General features: G+C 61.6%; 14 protein-coding genes. 7 read left to right on the forward strand and 7 right to left on the reverse strand.

All coding sequences use genetic code 11. From position 1 onward, the window contains the following. Positions 1–49: 49 nt before the first annotated feature. The 7 genes from AAGW23_RS17565 to AAGW23_RS17595 all read right to left on the reverse strand — a co-directional run bounded on the left by AAGW23_RS17565 (position 50) and on the right by AAGW23_RS17595 (position 7,045). Positions 50–1,114, reverse strand: a complete 1,065-nt coding sequence (locus AAGW23_RS17565) for a PA0069 family radical SAM protein (RefSeq protein ID WP_342407618.1) — start codon at positions 1,112–1,114, stop codon at positions 50–52. Between the two features lie 84 nt (positions 1,115–1,198). After that, entirely contained in the window at positions 1,199–2,269 is a 1,071-nt protein-coding gene (locus AAGW23_RS17570) for a hypothetical protein (protein ID WP_342407619.1), read from the reverse strand. A 183-nt stretch (positions 2,270–2,452) separates the two neighbouring features. Next, positions 2,453–2,695, reverse strand: coding sequence for a hypothetical protein (locus AAGW23_RS17575; protein ID WP_342407620.1), 243 nt, complete (start codon positions 2,693–2,695; stop codon positions 2,453–2,455). A gap of 123 nt (positions 2,696–2,818) precedes the next feature. Further along, the gene (locus AAGW23_RS17580; protein WP_342407621.1) at positions 2,819–3,580 is read right to left on the reverse strand and encodes a DUF1835 domain-containing protein; all 762 of its coding nucleotides are present in this window, start codon (positions 3,578–3,580) and stop codon (positions 2,819–2,821) included. A 17-nt stretch (positions 3,581–3,597) separates the two neighbouring features. After that, positions 3,598–3,876, reverse strand: a complete 279-nt coding sequence (locus AAGW23_RS17585; RefSeq protein WP_342407622.1) for a YheV family putative zinc ribbon protein — start codon at positions 3,874–3,876, stop codon at positions 3,598–3,600. Then, entirely contained in the window at positions 3,873–5,921 is a 2,049-nt protein-coding gene (prlC, locus tag AAGW23_RS17590; RefSeq protein WP_342407623.1) for an oligopeptidase A, read from the reverse strand. Before prlC ends, AAGW23_RS17585 begins: the two co-directional genes overlap by 4 nt. A 134-nt stretch (positions 5,922–6,055) precedes the next feature. Then, positions 6,056–7,045 carry a bile acid:sodium symporter family protein gene (locus tag AAGW23_RS17595; RefSeq protein ID WP_342407624.1) on the reverse strand — a complete coding sequence of 330 codons (990 nt, stop codon included), beginning with the start codon at positions 7,043–7,045 and terminating at the stop codon, positions 6,056–6,058. Between the two features lie 83 nt (positions 7,046–7,128). Between AAGW23_RS17595 and AAGW23_RS17600 the strand changes: the two genes are divergently transcribed. From AAGW23_RS17600 to AAGW23_RS17635, 7 genes are all read left to right on the forward strand, one after another. Then, positions 7,129–7,953, forward strand: coding sequence for a helix-turn-helix transcriptional regulator (locus tag AAGW23_RS17600; protein WP_342407625.1), 825 nt, complete (start codon positions 7,129–7,131; stop codon positions 7,951–7,953). Positions 7,954–7,989: 36 nt separating this feature from the next. Further along, on the forward strand, positions 7,990–8,532 hold the full coding sequence (locus AAGW23_RS17605; protein WP_342407626.1) for a gamma carbonic anhydrase family protein: 543 nt from the start codon (positions 7,990–7,992) through the stop codon (positions 8,530–8,532). Positions 8,533–8,911: 379 nt separating this feature from the next. Beyond that, on the forward strand, positions 8,912–10,441 hold the full coding sequence (locus AAGW23_RS17610; protein WP_342407627.1) for a class I SAM-dependent DNA methyltransferase: 1,530 nt from the start codon (positions 8,912–8,914) through the stop codon (positions 10,439–10,441). Next, entirely contained in the window at positions 10,438–11,616 is a 1,179-nt protein-coding gene (locus tag AAGW23_RS17615; protein WP_342407628.1) for a restriction endonuclease subunit S, read from the forward strand. The genes AAGW23_RS17610 and AAGW23_RS17615 overlap by 4 nt, the downstream gene beginning before the upstream one ends. A gap of 20 nt (positions 11,617–11,636) precedes the next feature. After that, entirely contained in the window at positions 11,637–13,745 is a 2,109-nt protein-coding gene (locus AAGW23_RS17620) for an RNA-binding domain-containing protein (RefSeq protein ID WP_342407629.1), read from the forward strand. Between the two features lie 146 nt (positions 13,746–13,891). Continuing rightward, complete coding sequence (locus tag AAGW23_RS17625) at positions 13,892–17,371, forward strand: DEAD/DEAH box helicase family protein (protein WP_342407630.1); 3,480 nt, start codon at positions 13,892–13,894, stop codon at positions 17,369–17,371. A 72-nt stretch (positions 17,372–17,443) separates the two neighbouring features. Continuing rightward, positions 17,444–17,812, forward strand: coding sequence for a gamma carbonic anhydrase family protein (locus tag AAGW23_RS17635; protein WP_425540837.1), 369 nt, complete (start codon positions 17,444–17,446; stop codon positions 17,810–17,812). Positions 17,813–18,035 lie beyond the last annotated feature (223 nt).

Here is an 18,035-nt window from a genome sequence, read left to right on the forward strand (position 1 = left end):
CCTGTAGCAGCCAGCTTGCTGGCGAACCGAAACCTACTCTCTATAGGCTTTAGATCAGGCTCATCTGCTGCCCGGGCGGCGCGAAGCGACTGCAATCGAGACCGTAATTCTGGTCGCGGCGGTTGTAGCCCAACCGCTTGCAGGCCAGCTGGAAGCGCTGCGCCAAGAGCTGAGCGAACTGCCCTTCGCCGCGCATGCGGCTGCCGAAGCGGCTGTCGTAATCCTTGCCACCGCGCGACTGCCGTACCAGGCTCATGACATGCGCGGCACGCTGTGGGAAATGCTCCTGCAGCCACTCGTCGAACAGCGTGGCCACTTCATGCGGCAACCGCAGCAGCACGTAGCCGGCCGAGCGAGCACCGGCCTCCCGCGCGGCTTCGAGCATGCGCTCCAGCTCCATGTCATTAACCATCGGAATCATCGGCGCGCACATCACGCTGACCGGTACGCCCGCTTCATGCAGGGTCCGCAACACCCGCAGCCGTGCCGCGGGGGACGCGGCACGAGGTTCCATGATGCGCTTGAGCTCGTCGTCCAACGTAGTGAGGCTGACCGAGACGCTGACCAGCCGTTGCTCGGCCAGCGGCACCAACAGATCCAGATCGCGCAGCACCAGCGAGCCCTTGGTGATGATGTGAACCGGATGCTTGAAACGCAGCAGAATTTCCAGTGCCTGGCGCGTCAATCGTTGCTCGCGCTCGAGCGGCTGATAGGCATCGGTATTCACCCCTAGCGCGATGGGCTGCGGCACGTAACCGGGCTTGCTCAGCTCCTGCTCCAGGCGCTCGGCAAGGTTGGTCTTGGCGATCAACCGTGTCTCGAAATCGATCCCTGGCGACATGTCCCAATAGGCATGGCTGGGCCGCGCGAAGCAGTAGATGCAGCCATGTTCACAGCCACGATAGGGGTTTACCGAACGATCGAAGCCGACATCCGGTGACTGGTTGCGGGTGAGCACGGTCTTGGCTGTTTCGAAGCGTACCTCGGTGGCGCGCGTCGGTGGCACATCCTGTTCCCAGCCGTCGTCATACGCCTCGCTACGGGTGGGGGCGAAGCGGTTGTCCGGATTGATGGCAGTGCCACGGCCGCGAGGAGTGGGAGATGGTGTGGACATGTGCAAGCCTCGAATACTGTCTATACGTACAGTACACGAGAACAACTCAAACGTGTGTCAGCCCCGACCAGCGTTATTTGAGGTTCAGCGCAACTCCAACGATTGCGGCCCTTCTACTCCTTGCCAGGTTCCGCTGAGCTGGCCATCGTGGCCAAGCCGAAGCTCGGCTATCGCAGCGTCGTCTGCCAAGTTTCTAAGCTTGGCGAGATTCCCATCGTCGGAATGCTGAAGCGAAAGTTCGGCCATGCGAGCCGTATCGTCGCGGAAATACAGAGCTCTGGATGCACCATCGGCGCTCGGTGGCGTGATGACCAGTGTCGCTCGGCGATGATTGATATCGCGGTGGTAAACGCCAGCGATTTGAGGCTTGCGGAGCTTCGCGCAATCGCCTCGCTGCTTCAACAACAGGCAACGACCGTATGGGCTTAGATCGTCGGTGAGATCGGCATAAGCGAAGCTGTTGGAAAACGGCCCAAGATCATCCAGTGCGCGTATCGCATGGGCAGAGCATCGACCTGCAATCAGCGTGAGCTGCGTTTGTTCGAGCACAAGCCTGTCATGCTCGATACCCGCATCACGTATGAGCGGCAAGCAGCGCTCATACATATCGCGCTGTATGGCAACCGTCTCGGCATCTTCACCGGGAGTGTCCGTTGCCAGTTGAGCGAGAAAATCCTCGATGCGGGCCACTCGGGCTTCGCTGATCCGCTTCTGCAGACGCTGCAAACCCGGCTCGCTTAACAAGGCCGGCAAGGTGAGCGGTTGCCCATCGGCCAGATCGAACGCATAACTGCGATTACCCAGGCTGAGATAAGCGCCCACGTACTCGCTCATGATGTCCACCGAAACGAACCCTGCGTTCTGCTCATGGATTTCGTAATCCAGGCTCGTCACCCCCGGCCCCACATCCTCCTTTGGCCAGACCTGCTCAAACGGAGACTGCTCAAACCTGGCGGGCAAACCGTCAAACTCAAGCACGTGGAGGTAGGTATTAATTCGATCCAGCGCAGGCGATGCGCCTTTGAACAGTGGGAAGCGATAGGTCGACCATTCGCTACGCGTGGCTTCGAGGGCCTTAACCCTTGGCTCGCCAAGCGCGTACATCGGCAACTGGACAAGCAGGCAAAAAGACACCAGCGGCAAGAATCCTTTCATGGCGTGTACCTTTCAAAGCGGCATTCAGCATGGAGAAGGTGGCGAAACGCCTGAGGATAAAATGCTAACTGGCAGCAGGAGTTTCAGGTTGATAGCGTCCGAACTCACGGACCAGTTTGTAGCAGCGGAGCGGCGAAAATGTGGTCTCGTGCAGTGACTGGTTATGGGGCTGTTTCACTTAACCTATGGGCTAACGCCGATCAGAGCCTCGATACCCTCATCCCGGATAGTGGCCAGTACTTCTTCCAGGGCTGCGCCGTCTGTATCAAATTCGTCGTCCCACACCGTGGAAGTTCCAAACTCATCGACCACTTCTAAAAGCCAGCCTCCTTTATCGCCACGGTAAATTTCCACCTCGACGGTTCTCCCGTCAGCAGTCAGTTTCTGGCATAGAGCGCTCATCTCGAGTTCAAAATCATCTTTCATTACCAATCTCCGAGCTGCTGTTCCTATACCCATAACTCAATGTTCTTCTTTGAGCTTGGCAAGACCACTCACCTGCCACGATCAGCGTCGAAGGCAGCATAGACGCGATCTGGACTTTCCCAATCAGAGGCGCCGTACCTGCACGCTTTGATAACCCTCGCCCTTATCACCGCCCAGCGCGAGGACACCCTGCCGCGCCAGCTCCCGCGCGCGCCAGTAGAGGTACATGTCGGTGGCGAAAATCCCGTCGCAGTCGCCCATCACTTCGGCCATGACGCGGGCCAGTGGCCTATTGTCCTGGCTGCAGGCTTCGGTCAGCTGGTGGTCGATTCGCTGATGATCCTCACCGTGGAAACGCCCATCGATCCAACGCCTTATCGCTGCGTTCTCTTCAACGGCGGCCCGCCATTGGTTAGCGAGGTCGGCGATGCGCACTGGTTCGACGAGGCGCGGCTGATAAAGCGCGGCCAGGGTCTCGGGCGCACGCATCGACACCGCCATGCGCGTGCTCACCCGGCTGTCGCCCGTACCGCAGACGACCTCTTGGATTGGCAACGCCGAGCCTTCGAGGGCCGCAGCCACGCGAGCGAGCATCAGTTGCTCGGACGCGCTGTCGCCATGCCAGACAGTCACGGGCCTGGAATGGCTGGCCAATGCCACCAACCACTCGGCGTCGGCTGCTACACCAGCGAAGTCGGGACGCGGCGTCATACCGGTCGGCCAGACGCCTTCCCAGAACGCCACGCGTTCGGCGCATGGCGGGGTCTCGATATCCGCAAGAGGCCCGACGGCCAAGTCGTCGCGCAGCACCCGCACCTCGCTGCCGTCAGCCAGCAGCGGCCGAACGCTCTCCGCGGCGAGGTCGCCACAGGTGATGTGCCACATGGCAAGCCGCTCTCGGTTCAGTCGGTTTTTTTCTTTAGCTTGGGATTGGGGAAAAACTGCACGGCCTGCACCTGCGGATCGGGCGCCTTGGGCTTGGCCTGGTTGACCCGCGTACCCAGCTCCGACGGCACGGATTGGCCTTGGGCATTGAGGGTGTCAGCGTAGCCGCACTCGACGCATTCGCGATGTGGAACGCCATCGACGTCCCACATCTTGATGCTGTCGCTGGCGCTGCACGCCGGGCATACGGCCCCGGCGATGAAGCGCTTGGTGGTCACCTTCGGCGCGTCGCTCATGCCACTTCCTCGGTGAGGCCGAGGTGACGCAGCAGCGCATCGGTAGACGGCTCACGACCACGGAAGTCGACGAACAGCACCATCGGCTCCTGCGAGCCGCCACGCGCCAGAATGGCTTCGCGGAAGGCACGCCCGGTGTCGGCGTTGAAGACGCCCTCTTCCTCGAAGCGCGAGAAGGCGTCGGACGACAGCACCTCAGCCCACTTGTAGCTGTAGTACCCCGCCGCATAACCACCGGAGAAGATGTGCGCAAAGCTGTTGGGAAAGCGGTTGCTGGCAGGCGGACGCATCACCGACACCTCCTCGCGGATGCTTTCCAGCACCTGGAGCACGCTGCGGCCGTCTCCGTGAGTGGCGTGCAGCTCGAAGTCGAACAGTGAGAACTCCAGCTGACGCACCATCATCAGGCCGGACTGGAAGTTCTTCGCCGCCAGCATCTTGTCGAGCAGATCCTGCGGCAGCGTTTCGCCGGTCTGGTAGTGGCCGGAGATCAGCGCCAGGCCTTCGGGCTCCCAGCACCAGTTTTCCATAAACTGGCTCGGCAGCTCGACCGCGTCCCAGGCCACACCATTGATGCCCGAGGCGCCGGCATGCTCGACCTGAGTCAACAGGTGGTGCAGGCCATGGCCGAACTCGTGGAACAGCGTGGTGACCTCATCGTGGGTCAGCAACGCCGGGCGCTCTCCCACTGGCGGGGTGAAGTTGCAAACCAGATTGGCCACCGGCGTCTGCAGCGTCCCGAGGCAGGTGCGGCGCTTGTCACGCGCGCCATCCATCCAGGCGCCGCCACGCTTGTTGGCTCGCGCATAGAGGTCGAAGAAGAACCGCCCGACGTGCTCGCCCTTCTCGCGGATTTCGAACAGACGCACGTCCGGATGCCAGCCGTCGAAGCTTTCCAGCTCGTGAATCTCGATGCCGTAGAGGCGCTTGACGATGGCGAACAGCCCGGACAGCACCTTGTCCACCGGGAAATAGGCGCGCAGTTCTTCCTGACTCAGGTTGTAGCGGGCCTGGCGCAGCTTCTCGCCAAAGTAGTTGACGTCCCAGCTCTGCAGATCGGTGACGCCCTGCTCGGCGGCGAAGGCGCGCAGCTCCTTCAGGTCGCGTTCGGCAAACGGTTTGCTGCGCGTGGCCAGATCCCGCAGGAAGCCCAGCACCTGATCGGTGCTTTCGGCCATCTTGGTGGCCAGCGACAGCTCGGCAAAATTGCCGAAGCCCAGCAGCTTGGCCAGTTCCTGACGCAGGTCGAGGATCTGCTCCATCACCGGGCCGTTGTCGAACTGGCCAGCATTCGGGCCCTGGTCGGAGGCGCGGGTGGAATAGGCGACGTAGACCTCTTCGCGCAACTTGCGATTGTCGGCGTAGGTCATCACCGCGTAGTAGCTGGGGAATTCGAGGCTGATCAGCCAACCGTCCAGCTCCTTGGCCTTGGCCGCTTCGGCCATCTGCGCCTTGGACGACTCGGTAATGCCGGCCAGCAGGCTTTCGTCGGTGACGTGCTTAGTCCAGGCCTGGGTCGCGTCGAGCAGCTGGTTGGAGAAGGTGCTGCCCAGTTCGGCGAGCTTCATGCTGATCGCGCCGAAGCGCTGCTGCTCGGCCGGCGGCAGGTCGATACCGGACAGGCGGAAGTCACGCAACGCGTGTTCGAGAATGGTCTTCTGCGCCACATCGAAGCCGTCGGCCTCGGCGCTCAGCGACAGCGCCTGGTAGGCGGCGAACAGGTCGGCGTTCTGACCCAGCTCGGTGGCGTAGGCCGAAAGCTTGGGCAAGCAGGCCTCGTAGGCACTGCGCAATTCGGGGTTGTTGCGCACCGCATTGAGGTGGCTGACCGGACCCCAGGCGCGGCTGAGGCGTTCGTTCATTTCGTCGAGGCCGACCACCAGGGTGCTCCAGTCAAGGCTGTCGGCGGGGCGGCTGAGCAATTCCTGCAGGGCGACGCGGTTCTCGCCTAGGACGGTATCGACCGCCGGCTCGACGTGCTCCGGACGTATCTCGGAATACGGCGGCAGGTCGAATTCCCGAAGCAGCGGATTGGTATCGGTCACGGCAGTTGCCCCTTTTGAATAAATGATCACCGGTGCATGTTAAAGACAAATGCCCGAGTGCGCAGCTGGGGAACGAAGCGATAGAGCGGCTCTATTTACAACGAAACGGCGCGAGTTGCGGGCATCCGTACCGGTTATTGGACCGCCGTCTGCTCGGGCAATTCGGGGCGTCGCGCATAGCGCTGGGCGAGCACCGTGCAGACCATCAGCTGGATCTGATGAAACAGCATCAGTGGCAGGATGATCATGCCCACGGCACTGGTGGCGAACAGCACCTGCGCCATGGGCACGCCGGTCGCCAGGCTCTTCTTCGAACCGGCGAAGAGGATGGTGATGCGGTCTTCCAGATTAAAGCCGAACACCTTGGCCAGCATGGCCGTCAGCCACAGCACGATGGCCAGCAACAGACAGCAGGCCACCACCAACCCGATCAGGTGCCCAACCGGCACGACTTGCCAGAGGCCATCGACCACCGCACCGCTGAATGCGGTGTAGACCACCAGCAGGATGGAGCTCTGGTCCACGGTTTTCAGCCAGGTCTTGTTGCGCGTCACCCACGCGCCGATCCAGCGGCGAGCGATCTGCCCGGCGACAAAGGGCACCAGCAGTTGCAGCACGATCTTGCCGATGGAATCCAGCGTCGAGCCGCTCTCGCCTTCGACACCCATCAACAGCAGGACCAGCAGCGGCGTGAGAAAGATGCCGATCAGGCTGGACGCCGCCGCGCTGCAAATCGCCGCCGGGACGTTACCGCGCGCCAGTGAGGTAAAGGCGATGGCCGATTGCACGGTGGCGGGCAGCGCACAGAGGTAGAGCATGCCCAGGTACAGCTCGTCGCCGACCATCGGGGTGAGCACCGGTTTGAGCGCCAGCCCCAGCAGCGGAAACATGACGAAGGTGCAGGCGAATACCAGCAGGTGCAGACGCCAGTGGCCGGCGCCCGCGAGGATGGCTTCGCGCGACAGTTTGGCACCGTGCATGAAAAACAGCAGCGCGATGGCAGCTGCCGTCAGCCACTCGAAGAACACCGCACCACGCCCTTCACAGGGAAACAGGGTGGCGATGGCAACCACGGCGAGCAGGGCCAGGGTGAAGTTGTCGAAGAGTAGGCGGAGCTTGGCCATATGGATTTCCTTGGGGCTTGCAGGCGACAGGCATCGACCTTAACGTGGGCGCCACCTTCCGACTAACGCCAAGCAGGCATGAAATGTCGCCAATCGGACAAGAGGCCGCACTGATCACCCGCCTTGGCGCACTCAAAACGCTGCCGCGGCCGGTCTACGGCCAGCTCGACTCGCCGCCCAACCTCAAGCTTGGCTACCGCCACAGTCACCCCTGGGTGCAGCTGTCCCATGCGGTCGAAGGCGTGCTCGAAGTGCGTACCGACCGTGGCCGCTTCATCGCCCCGCCACTGCGCGCGGTGTGGATTCCGGCCGGCGTGACGCATCAGGTGTTCTGCGCGCCGGACACCTGCATTCGCAGCCTCTACATCGATCGGGCCGTGGCCGGCGAGGCGCCCGAGCATTGCCGCGTGCTGCAGGTCAGCCCCCTGCTACGCGAACTGATCCGACATTTCAGCACCCTGCCCGAAGCCTATGCCGAAGACGGTGCAGAAGGACGACTGGTGCAGGTGCTGCTCGACCAACTCGGTTGCGCACCGGAGGTCGAACTGGTGCTGCCGCTGCCCGCCGAGCCCCGTCTGCACCGCCTGTGCAAAAGCCTGCAGGCGCAGCCGGAATCCCAGGAGGGCCTGGCCGACTGGAGTCTTACACTGGGCGTTTCGGAACGCACCCTGAGCCGCCTGTTCCTCCGTGAAACCGGCCTGACCTTTCGCGCCTGGCGCCAGCGACTGCGGCTGCTCAGCGCCCTGCCGGCGCTGGAGCGCGGCGAGCGGGTGACCGACGTGGCGCTGGGCTGTGGTTATGAATCCTTGTCGGCGTTTATCGCCGCCTTTCGCGAACAGTTCGGCGCCACGCCGGGCGAATTCTTCCGTCCCGGCAGTAACACGCTCGATGGCCAGGTCTATCAGTGACTGTCCACCCTACACACTCGCCTACAGGAGCCATCCATGAGCATCCGAACCTTCCAGGGGCACACACCGACGCTCGGCGAGCGCGTCTTCGTCGACCCCAGCGCCCTGCTCATCGGCGACATCGAGATCGGCGAAGACAGCTCCGTCTGGCCGCTGACTGTGATTCGCGGCGACATGCACCGCATCCGCATCGGCAAAAGCACCAGCATTCAGGACGGCAGCGTGCTGCACATCACCCATGCCGGCCCGTTCAACCCGGACGGTTTTCCACTGACCATCGGCGACGAAGTCACCGTCGGCCACAAGGTCACGCTGCACGGCTGCACCCTGGGCAGCCGGATTCTGGTCGGCATGGGTTCGATCGTGATGGACGGCGCGGTGGTCGAAGACGAAGTCATCATCGGCGCCGGCAGCCTGGTCCCGCCGGGCAAAACGCTGCAAAGCGGCTACCTCTACGTCGGCAGCCCGGCCAAACAGGCCCGCCCGCTGTCCGACAAGGAGCGCAGCTTCTTCAGCTACACCGCGGGCAATTACGTGAAGCTGAAGGATCAGCATCTGGAGCAGGCGTACGCTGACTGACGTGTTCGTAGCGGATCGCCAGCTTGCTGGCGATCATGAGGCGAGGTTCAGAGAAACATGCCGCTGGACGCCTGGCTGGCCGCCATAATCGAGCAGAATATCGAAGCGGCACAGGCGCTAGCGCGGCGTCTGCACACGACGGCACGCTGATTCATCGCACCGGGCGGTTTGCCGGGTAGCCGGAAGATCTTCCCACCCTTTGCTATGGCGCCAATGATCGAGCCGGCCACCCGCCCGCGGGCTCGCGCCCATGGCGACACTGCCGCGCGACCAGCCGCATCTGCGCGAAGTGGCGACCTGTGCATCTGAACAGTGTTTGATATACCGACAACCCCGCTTAAGCTCGCGCCCATTCCCAGCCAGTCAGGCAGCACCTTTTGTGATTACCGGCAGCATCAAGAACCAAGTCGATCAAATCTGGAACGCCTTCTGGAGCGGCGGTATCTCCAACCCCATGGAGGTCATCGAGCAGATGACCTACCTGCTGTTCATCAAGCGGCTCGACGAGCTACAAACGGTGAAGGAAAAGAAAGCCGCGCGCACCGGCCAGCCCATCGACAACCCCATCTTCAACCCCTACCAGGCCCACCTGCGCTGGTCGCAGTTCAAGCTGCTGGGTGATCCGGGCAGCCTCTACACCTTGGTCTCGGAAAAGGTCTTTCCCTTTATCAAGAGCCTCGGCAGCGAAGACGGCGAATCCACTTATTCGACGCATATGAAGGATGCGCGCTTCACCATTCCCACGCCGGGCCTGCTGGCCAAGGTGGTGGACATGCTTGACGCCATCCCCATGGAGGATCGCGACACCAAGGGCGACCTCTACGAATACATGCTCGGCAAGATCGCCAGCGCCGGGCAGAACGGCCAGTTCCGCACGCCGCGCCACATCATCAAGCTTATGGTCGAGATGATGGCGCCGCGCCCCAGCGACACCATCTGCGACCCGGCCTGCGGCACCGCGGGCTTCCTCGTGGCTGCGGCGGAATACCTGGACAGGCACCACCGCGACGAGATTTACCGCGATACGGAGTCGGCCAAACGCTTCAACCACGAGACCTTCCACGGCTTCGACTTCGACAGCACCATGCTGCGCGTCGGCTCCATGAACATGCTGCTGCACGGCGTGGAAAACCCCGCCATCGAAAACCGCGATTCCCTCAGTGAAGGCCACGCCAGCGTCGAGGGCCAGTTCAGCTTGATCCTCGCCAACCCACCCTTCGCCGGCAGTCTGGACTATGAGAGCTGCGCCAAGGACCTGCAGGACATCGTCAAGACCAAGAAGACCGAACTCCTGTTTCTCGCCCTCTTCCTGCGCCTCTTGAAAACCGGCGGCCGCGCCGCGGTGATCGTGCCGGACGGCGTGCTGTTCGGCTCCAGCAAGGCGCACAAGACCCTGCGCAAACTGCTGGTGGAAGACCACAAGCTCGACGGCATCGTCTCCATGCCCTCCGGCGTATTCCGCCCCTACGCCGGCGTCTCCACCGCCATCCTGCTGTTCACCAAGACCAACAGCGGCGGCACCGATAACGTCTGGTTCTACAACATGCAGGCCGACGGCTTCTCGCTGGACGACAAACGCAACCCGCTGGATGCGAGCAAACACGAATGCAACAACCTGCCGGACCTTTTGGCGCGCTGGCAGTCCGTTAGCTCCCCTCTCCCCCTGGGAGAGGGGCTAGGGGTGAGGGCTGCCAGCGACGAAGCCACTCGCCAGCGCACCGACCAAAGCTTCCTCGTCCCCAAGGCCGAAATCGTCGGCAACGACTACGACCTTTCCATCAACCGCTACAAGCAAGTGGTATATGAGCAGGTCGAGCATGAACCGCCGCAGAAGATATTGGCGGAGTTGAAAGAGCTGGAGGCGGAGATTATGCGGGGGATGGATGAGTTGGAGGGGATGCTGCGATGAGCTGGCCTACAGTATCTCTCGGCGATGTATTCGAGGTTGCCCGTGGCGGCTCTCCAAGACCGATTGACGACTACATTACCGATGACCCAGACGGAGTAAATTGGATATCCATTCGAGACGCGTCTAACAGTTCCAAATACATCACGCACACTGAAAAGAAGATCAAGAAATCCGGCGTTTCAAAGTCGCGCATGGTGTACCCAGGAGACTTTCTTCTAACCAACTCTATGAGCTTCGGTCGTCCATATATTCTCAAAACCTCAGGGTGCATTCATGATGGATGGCTAGTCCTAAGCAGCAACAAGGATGTCATCGACCAAGACTATTTTTTTCACCTCCTAGGCAGTGAGCAGACGTACAGAAAATTCGCATCTCTTGCAGCGGGAGCAGTCGTTAAAAACCTAAATACGGAGCTGGTCAAAAAGGTTTTGATTCCACTCCCTCCGCTACCCGAACAACGCCGCATCGCAGCGATTCTGGACAAGGCCGACGCGCTGCGCGCCAAGCGCCGCGAAGCCATCGCCAAGCTCGATCAGCTGTTGCAATCTGTGTTCTTAGAAATGTTTGGCGACCCGGTGACAAATCCGAAGAAATGGCCTGGCCACACGCTTGGGGATTCGGTACTAGAAATGCAATACGGGCCGCGCTTTCATAACGAACGATATTCTTCCGGTGGAATAAGAATTGTCAGAATTACAGACCTTAGCCCGACCGGCGAACTCAACTTCAGTGCGATGCCTCGAATGGACGTGGATACAGACGTGCAGGCGCGATTCATCTTACAGCCTGGAGATTTGATTTTTGCACGAACAGGTGCGACCGTCGGAAAAGTAGCACTTATCAAAGCATCCGATCCGCCGAGCATCGCAGGTGCGTACTTTATACGAATGCAGTTCAATGAGTCGGTCTTATCGGAATACATATTCACCGCATTACGGTCGCAATCAATTCAGAAGCTGATCTCTGTGAAGTCTCGTCAAGCTGCGCAGCAGAACTTCAGCGGCCCTGGCCTACGGCAACTGCCGATGCCAATGCCTCCGCTCGAGCTGCAACATCGCTTCGCCCGCGTCGCCGAAGGCGTCGAACAACAAAAAGGCATTCTGCAACACCACGCCGCACAACAGGAGACCCTGTTCGCCAGCCTGCAACACCGCGCCTTCGCCGGCGAACTGTAGACTGGGTGCATAAGACCATCATGATCGACCTCCACTCCCCCGCCGACCTCGAACTCCTCCGCGAGTCCATCGACCTCGAATGCAAGCTCGCGGCCGGTCGTGACGGCAAGGGCGCCTTGCCGGAGGATTTCTGGCCGACCTATAGCGCCTTCGCCAATACCAGCGGCGGTGTGGTGGTGCTCGGTGTGCGGGAGAAGAAGGGGCAGTTCCATCTGGAAGGCATCGCCAACCCGGCCAAGGTGCGCAAGGAGCTGTTCGACAACCTGAACAACCGCAAACAGGTCAGCGCCAATCTGCTCAGCGATGCCTCCGTTCAGGAGGTCGAACTGGAGGGGCGCACTCTGCTGGTGGTGGAGATCCCCCGCGCCAACCGCAAGCAACGGCCGGTTCACCTGACGCCCAACCCCTTCGGCCATACCTATCGCCGCCTCAATGAAGGCGACCGGGTGCTGCCCGATGAAGAGGTCAAGCGGATGCTCGCCGAACAGGTGGAGGACAGCCGCGACGACCGTATTCTCAAGGGCTATCACCTCGACGATCTGTGCGAAGAAACGCTGCGCGCCTACCGGCAGGTGTTCGCCAACCGCGAGCCGGCGCACCCCTGGAATGCGCTGGACGATCAGGAGTTTCTGCGCCAGATCGGTGGCTGGCGTCGTGACCGGGAAACCGACACGGCAGGGCTGACGTTGGCGGGTCTGTTGATGTTCGGCTGGATGAGCACCATCCACGAAGCGCTGCCGAACTACATGCTGGACTATCAGGAGCGGCCCGAAGCCCGTACCGAATTGCGCTGGGTGGATCGCGTCACGCTCGATGGCAAATGGTCCGGCAATCTCTACGACTTCTACCGCAAGGTCTATCTCAAGCTTACGGCCGACCTGAAGGTGCCGTTCAAGCTGGAAAAGGGCGAACGGCAGGACGAGACGCCCGTGCATGTGGCGCTGCGCGAAGCGTTGGCCAACGTGCTGGTGCATGCGGACTACTCGGACCGCGCCTCGGTGCTGGTGGTCAAGCGGCCAGACATGTTCGGCTTCCGCAACCCCGGCCTGATGCGCGTGCCACCGGAAGTGGCAATCCACGGCGGCGAACACGACTGCCGCAACCGCACGTTGCACAAGATGTTCCGCTTCGTCGGAGTCGGCGAGCAGGCAGGCTCGGGAATACCGAAGATCTATGCCGGCTGGAAGGACCAGCACTGGCGTGCCCCCGCGCTTTTCGAGCGCAATGAGCCCTATAACCAGACATTGCTCGAATTGCGCATGGTCGATCTGCTGCCGGATGACGTGCTGGCAGCCCTGCGGCGGCAATTCGGCCCGGCTTTCGATCAGCTATCTCATGATGAGCGCCTGACTCTGGCGGCGGCCGCTTCCGAACGCACCATCAGCCATGCGCGAATAATGGAAATGACCGGGATGCAGTCGATGGAAGCATCCCGCCTGTTGCAAGGGCTGGTACGCGCGGGGCTTCTAGAAAGCCATAACCCCGGCCGGGGTGCTGTTTATTGCCTGCCCGGCGCCGCGCTGCCAACGCCGGAAGATGTGTTTGGCAGCTCCGGACATTTGCCGGAGCGCTTCGGACATTTGGACGGCAGCTCCACACATTTGACTGGGGATGGCTCCGCATATTTGGCTGGCAGCTCCACACATTTACCGGATAGCTCCGGACATTTGGTCGGTAGCTCCGGAGGTTTGGCGGGTAGCTCCGGACATTTGACCGACAGCTCCGGACATTCGGCTGGCAGCTCCGGGCATTTGAGTGGTACAGGGGACACGGACTGCCCTAGAGACACACAGGGAAGAAGGCTGACAGAGAAGCTGGACGCTCCCATGATCGACGACCTGGCAATGCTGGACGACGAATTCCATAGAGAGCTCATCGAAGAAGCCTTATCGGCACGCGCTTACCGAAAGCTGGATGCCGATGAAATGCAGCGCATCATCTTGCAGGTCTGCCGCGGTCATTACGTCACTGGGAGCTGCCTCGCCGAATTACTGAAGCGAAATGCCGACTCGTTGCGCAAACAGCACCTGAAACAACTGGTGCAAACGGGCCGTTTGCGGTTGGCCTTCCCCACAGCTCCTACACACCAGATGCAGGCATACCGCAGCACGGAAGACGAACAGCCTTGACCCATATTCCGCCTCTGAAAAGCGAAAGGCCCCGGTGATCGCACCGAGGCCATAACGCCGACCGGGAACCCCCAATCCATTTGCCGCGAGCTTAGGTCCGGCCCCTGGAAGGCGCAAGCCCGCCGTACAAAGGAAGTGACTATACGATGACCAATTTCCAGTTTCTCGAGCCCGAATTCAAAGCCTTGCTCGAACCGGCTAAAGGGGCCGAGCAACTGGTCTATTCCGATCCACGTGCCTGCTGCATGCGCACCCGCCATGCCTTGGAGCAGACGGTGCACTGGCTATACGAGAACGACCGCGACCTGCGCATGCCGTATGACCGTAGCCTCAACGTGCTGCTGACGGACCGGGAATTCGAGGCACTGATACCGGTGCAAGTGCACCAGAAGATGCGCCTGATCCAGCGCATGGGTAACCAGGCGGTGCATGGCAACGGCGCGGTTGGTTTCAGTGACTCGATGAAGCTGGTGCGCGAGTTGTTCCATGTGCTGTTCTGGCTGGCACGCACCTACACCCGCAAGAGCGACCCGAAGAGCATCGCTGCCAGCTTCGATGAAAAGCGCGTGCCGCAGCTGGTGAGCACCAGCGACGCTGCCGCCTTCACCCGTACCGAGCTGAAGAAGCAGGAAGAGCGCTTCCAGCAACAGCTCAAGGACCAACACCTTGAGCTGGAGAAGCGTGAAGCGGCCATCGCCGAGCAGGCCGCAACCCTGGCCGAGCGCGAAGCGTTGCTCGCGCAGCTGGACGCCGAACTGGCAGCCAAGCGCGCCGAGCTGGCCGTGGCCAAGTCGGCCAATATCGCGGTGCCCGATACCCACGATTATGACGAGGCGGACACGCGCCGCTTCTTCATCGACGTGCTGCTGCGCGAAGCCGGCTGGGTGGCGGGTAAGAGTCTTTCCATCGAGGTGCCGCTCAAGGGCATGCCCAACAGCAAGGAAGAAGGCTTTGCCGACTATGTGTTGTGGGGCACCGATGGCAAGCCGCTGGCCGTGGTGGAAGCCAAACGCAGCCTGAAGGACGCCGACATCGGCCGGCAACAGGCCAAGCTCTATGCCGACTGCCTGGAGGCCGAGAAGGGCCAGCGGCCGCTGATTTTCTATTCCAACGGCAACCACACCTGGCTGTGGGACGACCGTCGGGCGCCACCGCGCGAGGTGCAGGGCTTCTATACCCGTGAGGAGCTGGAACTGGCGGTACAGCGCCGCCAGTTGCAAGGCGACCTGAGCCGTCTGCCGGTCAACCCGGAGATCGCCGGGCGCTCGTACCAGCAGCGCGCCATCCGGGCCATGACCGAAGCATTCAGCCAGGGTCGGCGCGCCGGCCTGCTGACCATGGCGACCGGTACCGGCAAAACCCGCACGGCCATTGCCCTGGTGGAGCTGCTGATGCGCGCCAACTGGGCCAAGCGGGTGCTGTTCCTGGCCGACCGCGTGGCGCTGGTCAATCAGGCCGTCGGCGCCTTCAAGGCTTATCTGCCGGATTCCAACCCGGTCAACCTGGTGACAGAAAAGAACGGCCAGGGCCGCGTCTACCTCTCGACCTACCCCACCATGATGGGCCTGATTGACGAGATCGAAGGCGAGCAGCGTCGCTATGGCATCGGCCATTTCGATCTGGTGATCATCGACGAGGCTCACCGCAGCGTGTACCAGAAGTACGGGGCGATCTTCCGCTACTTCGACAGTTATCTAGTGGGCCTGACCGCCACGCCGCGAGACGAAGTGGATCGTGATACCTACCACCTGTTCGGCCTCGAAACGGGCGTGCCGACCGATGCCTACAGCCTCGACGAGGCGGTCGCGGCAGATTACCTGGTGCCGCCGAAGGCGCACTCAGTACCGATCCGGTTCGTGCGCGAGGGCATTCGCTACGACCAACTCACCGAAGAGGAAAAGGAGCATTGGGAGTCGCTGGACTGGGGCGACCGCGCCGAAGATGGCGATGCACCCACCGAGGTGCTGGCGGCCGAGGTGAACAAGCAGTTGTTCAACGAGCACACCGTGGACTTGATGTTGCAGCACCTCATGCAGCACGGCCTGAAGGTCGAAGGCGGCGACAAGCTGGGCAAGACCATCATCTTCGCCGTGAACCAGAAGCATGCCGAATTCATCGCCCGTCGCTTCGACCACAACTATCCGCATTACAAGGGCGAGTTCGCCCGCGTGATTACCCACGCGGTGAAGTACGCACAGAGCCTGATCGATGACTTCGGCAGCAAGCAAAACAAGCTGCCGCAGATCGCCATTTCCGTGGACATGCTCGACACCGGCATCGACGTGCCGCAGGTACTCAACCTGGTGTTCTTCAAGGCGGTGCGCTCGAAGGTGAAGTTTCTGCAGATGATCGGTCGCGGCACGCGGTTGTGCCCCGATCTGTTCGCGCCGGACGTGGACAAAAGCGAGTTCTACATCTTCGACTTCTGCGGCAACTTCGAATACTTCAACGAACACCCCAAGGGCGCGCCGGGCAGCGTCGCCGAACCGGTGGGCAAGCGCCTGTTCAAGGCGCGGCTGGACCTGCTTTCGCTGCTCTCGGGCAAAGACACTCGCGTGCCGGATGATGTCGCCGAAACCATCGGCGGCTACGACCAGTTCGAGGGATTGCGTCAGGGCGTAACGGACGAGCTGCACGGCGAGGTCGCGGCGATGAACCTGGACAATTTCATCGTCCGCACCGAGCGCGAGCATGTGGTTCGCTACGCCGACCGCACCGTTTGGAATGAGCTGGACGACGCGGCGCTGGGCGACCTGCGTGCGCATGTGGCCGGCCTGCCCAGCGAGCGCGAGGCCGAGCACATCACCGCCCGGCTGTTCGACCTGCTTTGTACCAATCTCCAACTAGCGGTACTGCGCGCCAGCAATGACTTCGTCGCCTACCGCGACCGCATCCGCGAGCTGGCCAGCCAACTGGAACTGCTGGAAAGCATCCCGGCCGTTCGTGCAGAACTCGATTTGATACAGGAGGTGCAGGGCGAGGACTTCTGGCAGGACGTCACCTTGCCGATGATCGAGCGGGTGCGGCGCAAGCTACGCAGCCTGATCCAGCTGATTGAGCGCAAGCCCTCCAACCCGGTCTACACGCTGCTGACCGACCAGATAGGCGAAGCCACTGAAGTGGTGCTCAAGGACTTCAGTACCGGCATCAACCTGGCGCAGTACCGAAAGAAGGTCGAGGCCTACATCCGCGCCAACGAAAACCACGTGGCCATCGCCAAGCTCAAGCACAATCGCCCGCTGACGCCCGTAGACCTCGAAGAACTGGAGCGTTTCGTCTATCAATCCGAGCCGGTGGAGAGCCGGGAACGCTTCGTCGAGTGCTACGGCAATGACAAGCCGCTGCCGTTATTCATCCGCTCCCTGGTGGGGCTGGATCGCAACGCCGCATTGGAGGCATTCGCGCGGTTCCTCGACGGCAGCCGCTACAACAGCCAACAGATCCGCTTCGTCGAGATGATCATCGAGCGCCTGACGCGGCACGGCACCATCGAGCCGGGGCAGCTGTACGAGCCGCCATTCACTTCCGTGCACTACGAGGGGTTGGACGGGGCATTTGGAGATGCGGACGCGGACGCCATCGTGGCGGTTATCGAACAGATCAACCGCGGCGTTGCTGCGGCGTGATGCGTGGGCCCCACCGTAATCGTTGGGCTGAAGCAAGACGCTGCCCGGCCCACCCGCGCTGACGCTCGGCAGTTGTGGGGTGGATCACGCTTCACCGATCCGCCAGACACGCCGCAGCGCTTCGGCATTGGCGTGCGCAGCCCAGAGCGCGACGGTGGGGCAACCAAGGCTGTGGGCGATCAGCACGGCTGCACCCTGGGCAGCCGGATTCTGGTGGGCATGGGTTCGATTGTCATGGACGGCGCGGTGGTCGAAGACGAAGTCATCATCGGCGCCGGCAGCCTGGTGCCGCCGGGCAAGACGCTGGAAAGCGGCTATCTCTACGTGGGCAGCCCGGCCAAACAGGCCCGCCGGCTGACTGACAAGGAGCGCAGCTTTTTCAGCTATACCGCGGGTAATTACGTGAAGCTGAAGGACCAGCACCTGGCGGAAGGCGTCTGAAATCACCTCTGCCACCACGACCGGATCAGGGTGTAAAGCTAAGCGGGCGCTGGAGCATCGGTATAAGCAAGGCGCACAGAAACCACGAAAGCTTAAAGCTTCGCGAGCAAGCTCGCTCCTACAAGAGCGCGATACCGCACCGAACATGTAGATACCGTCTTGCCCCTTAGTGCGCAATGGCGAGTCTGGGGTCGAAAGGTTGCCCTGACTTGAGCACGCCATA

The organism is Stutzerimonas chloritidismutans (genome assembly GCF_038562055.1).
Taxonomy (GTDB): domain Bacteria; phylum Pseudomonadota; class Gammaproteobacteria; order Pseudomonadales; family Pseudomonadaceae; genus Stutzerimonas; species Stutzerimonas chloritidismutans_A.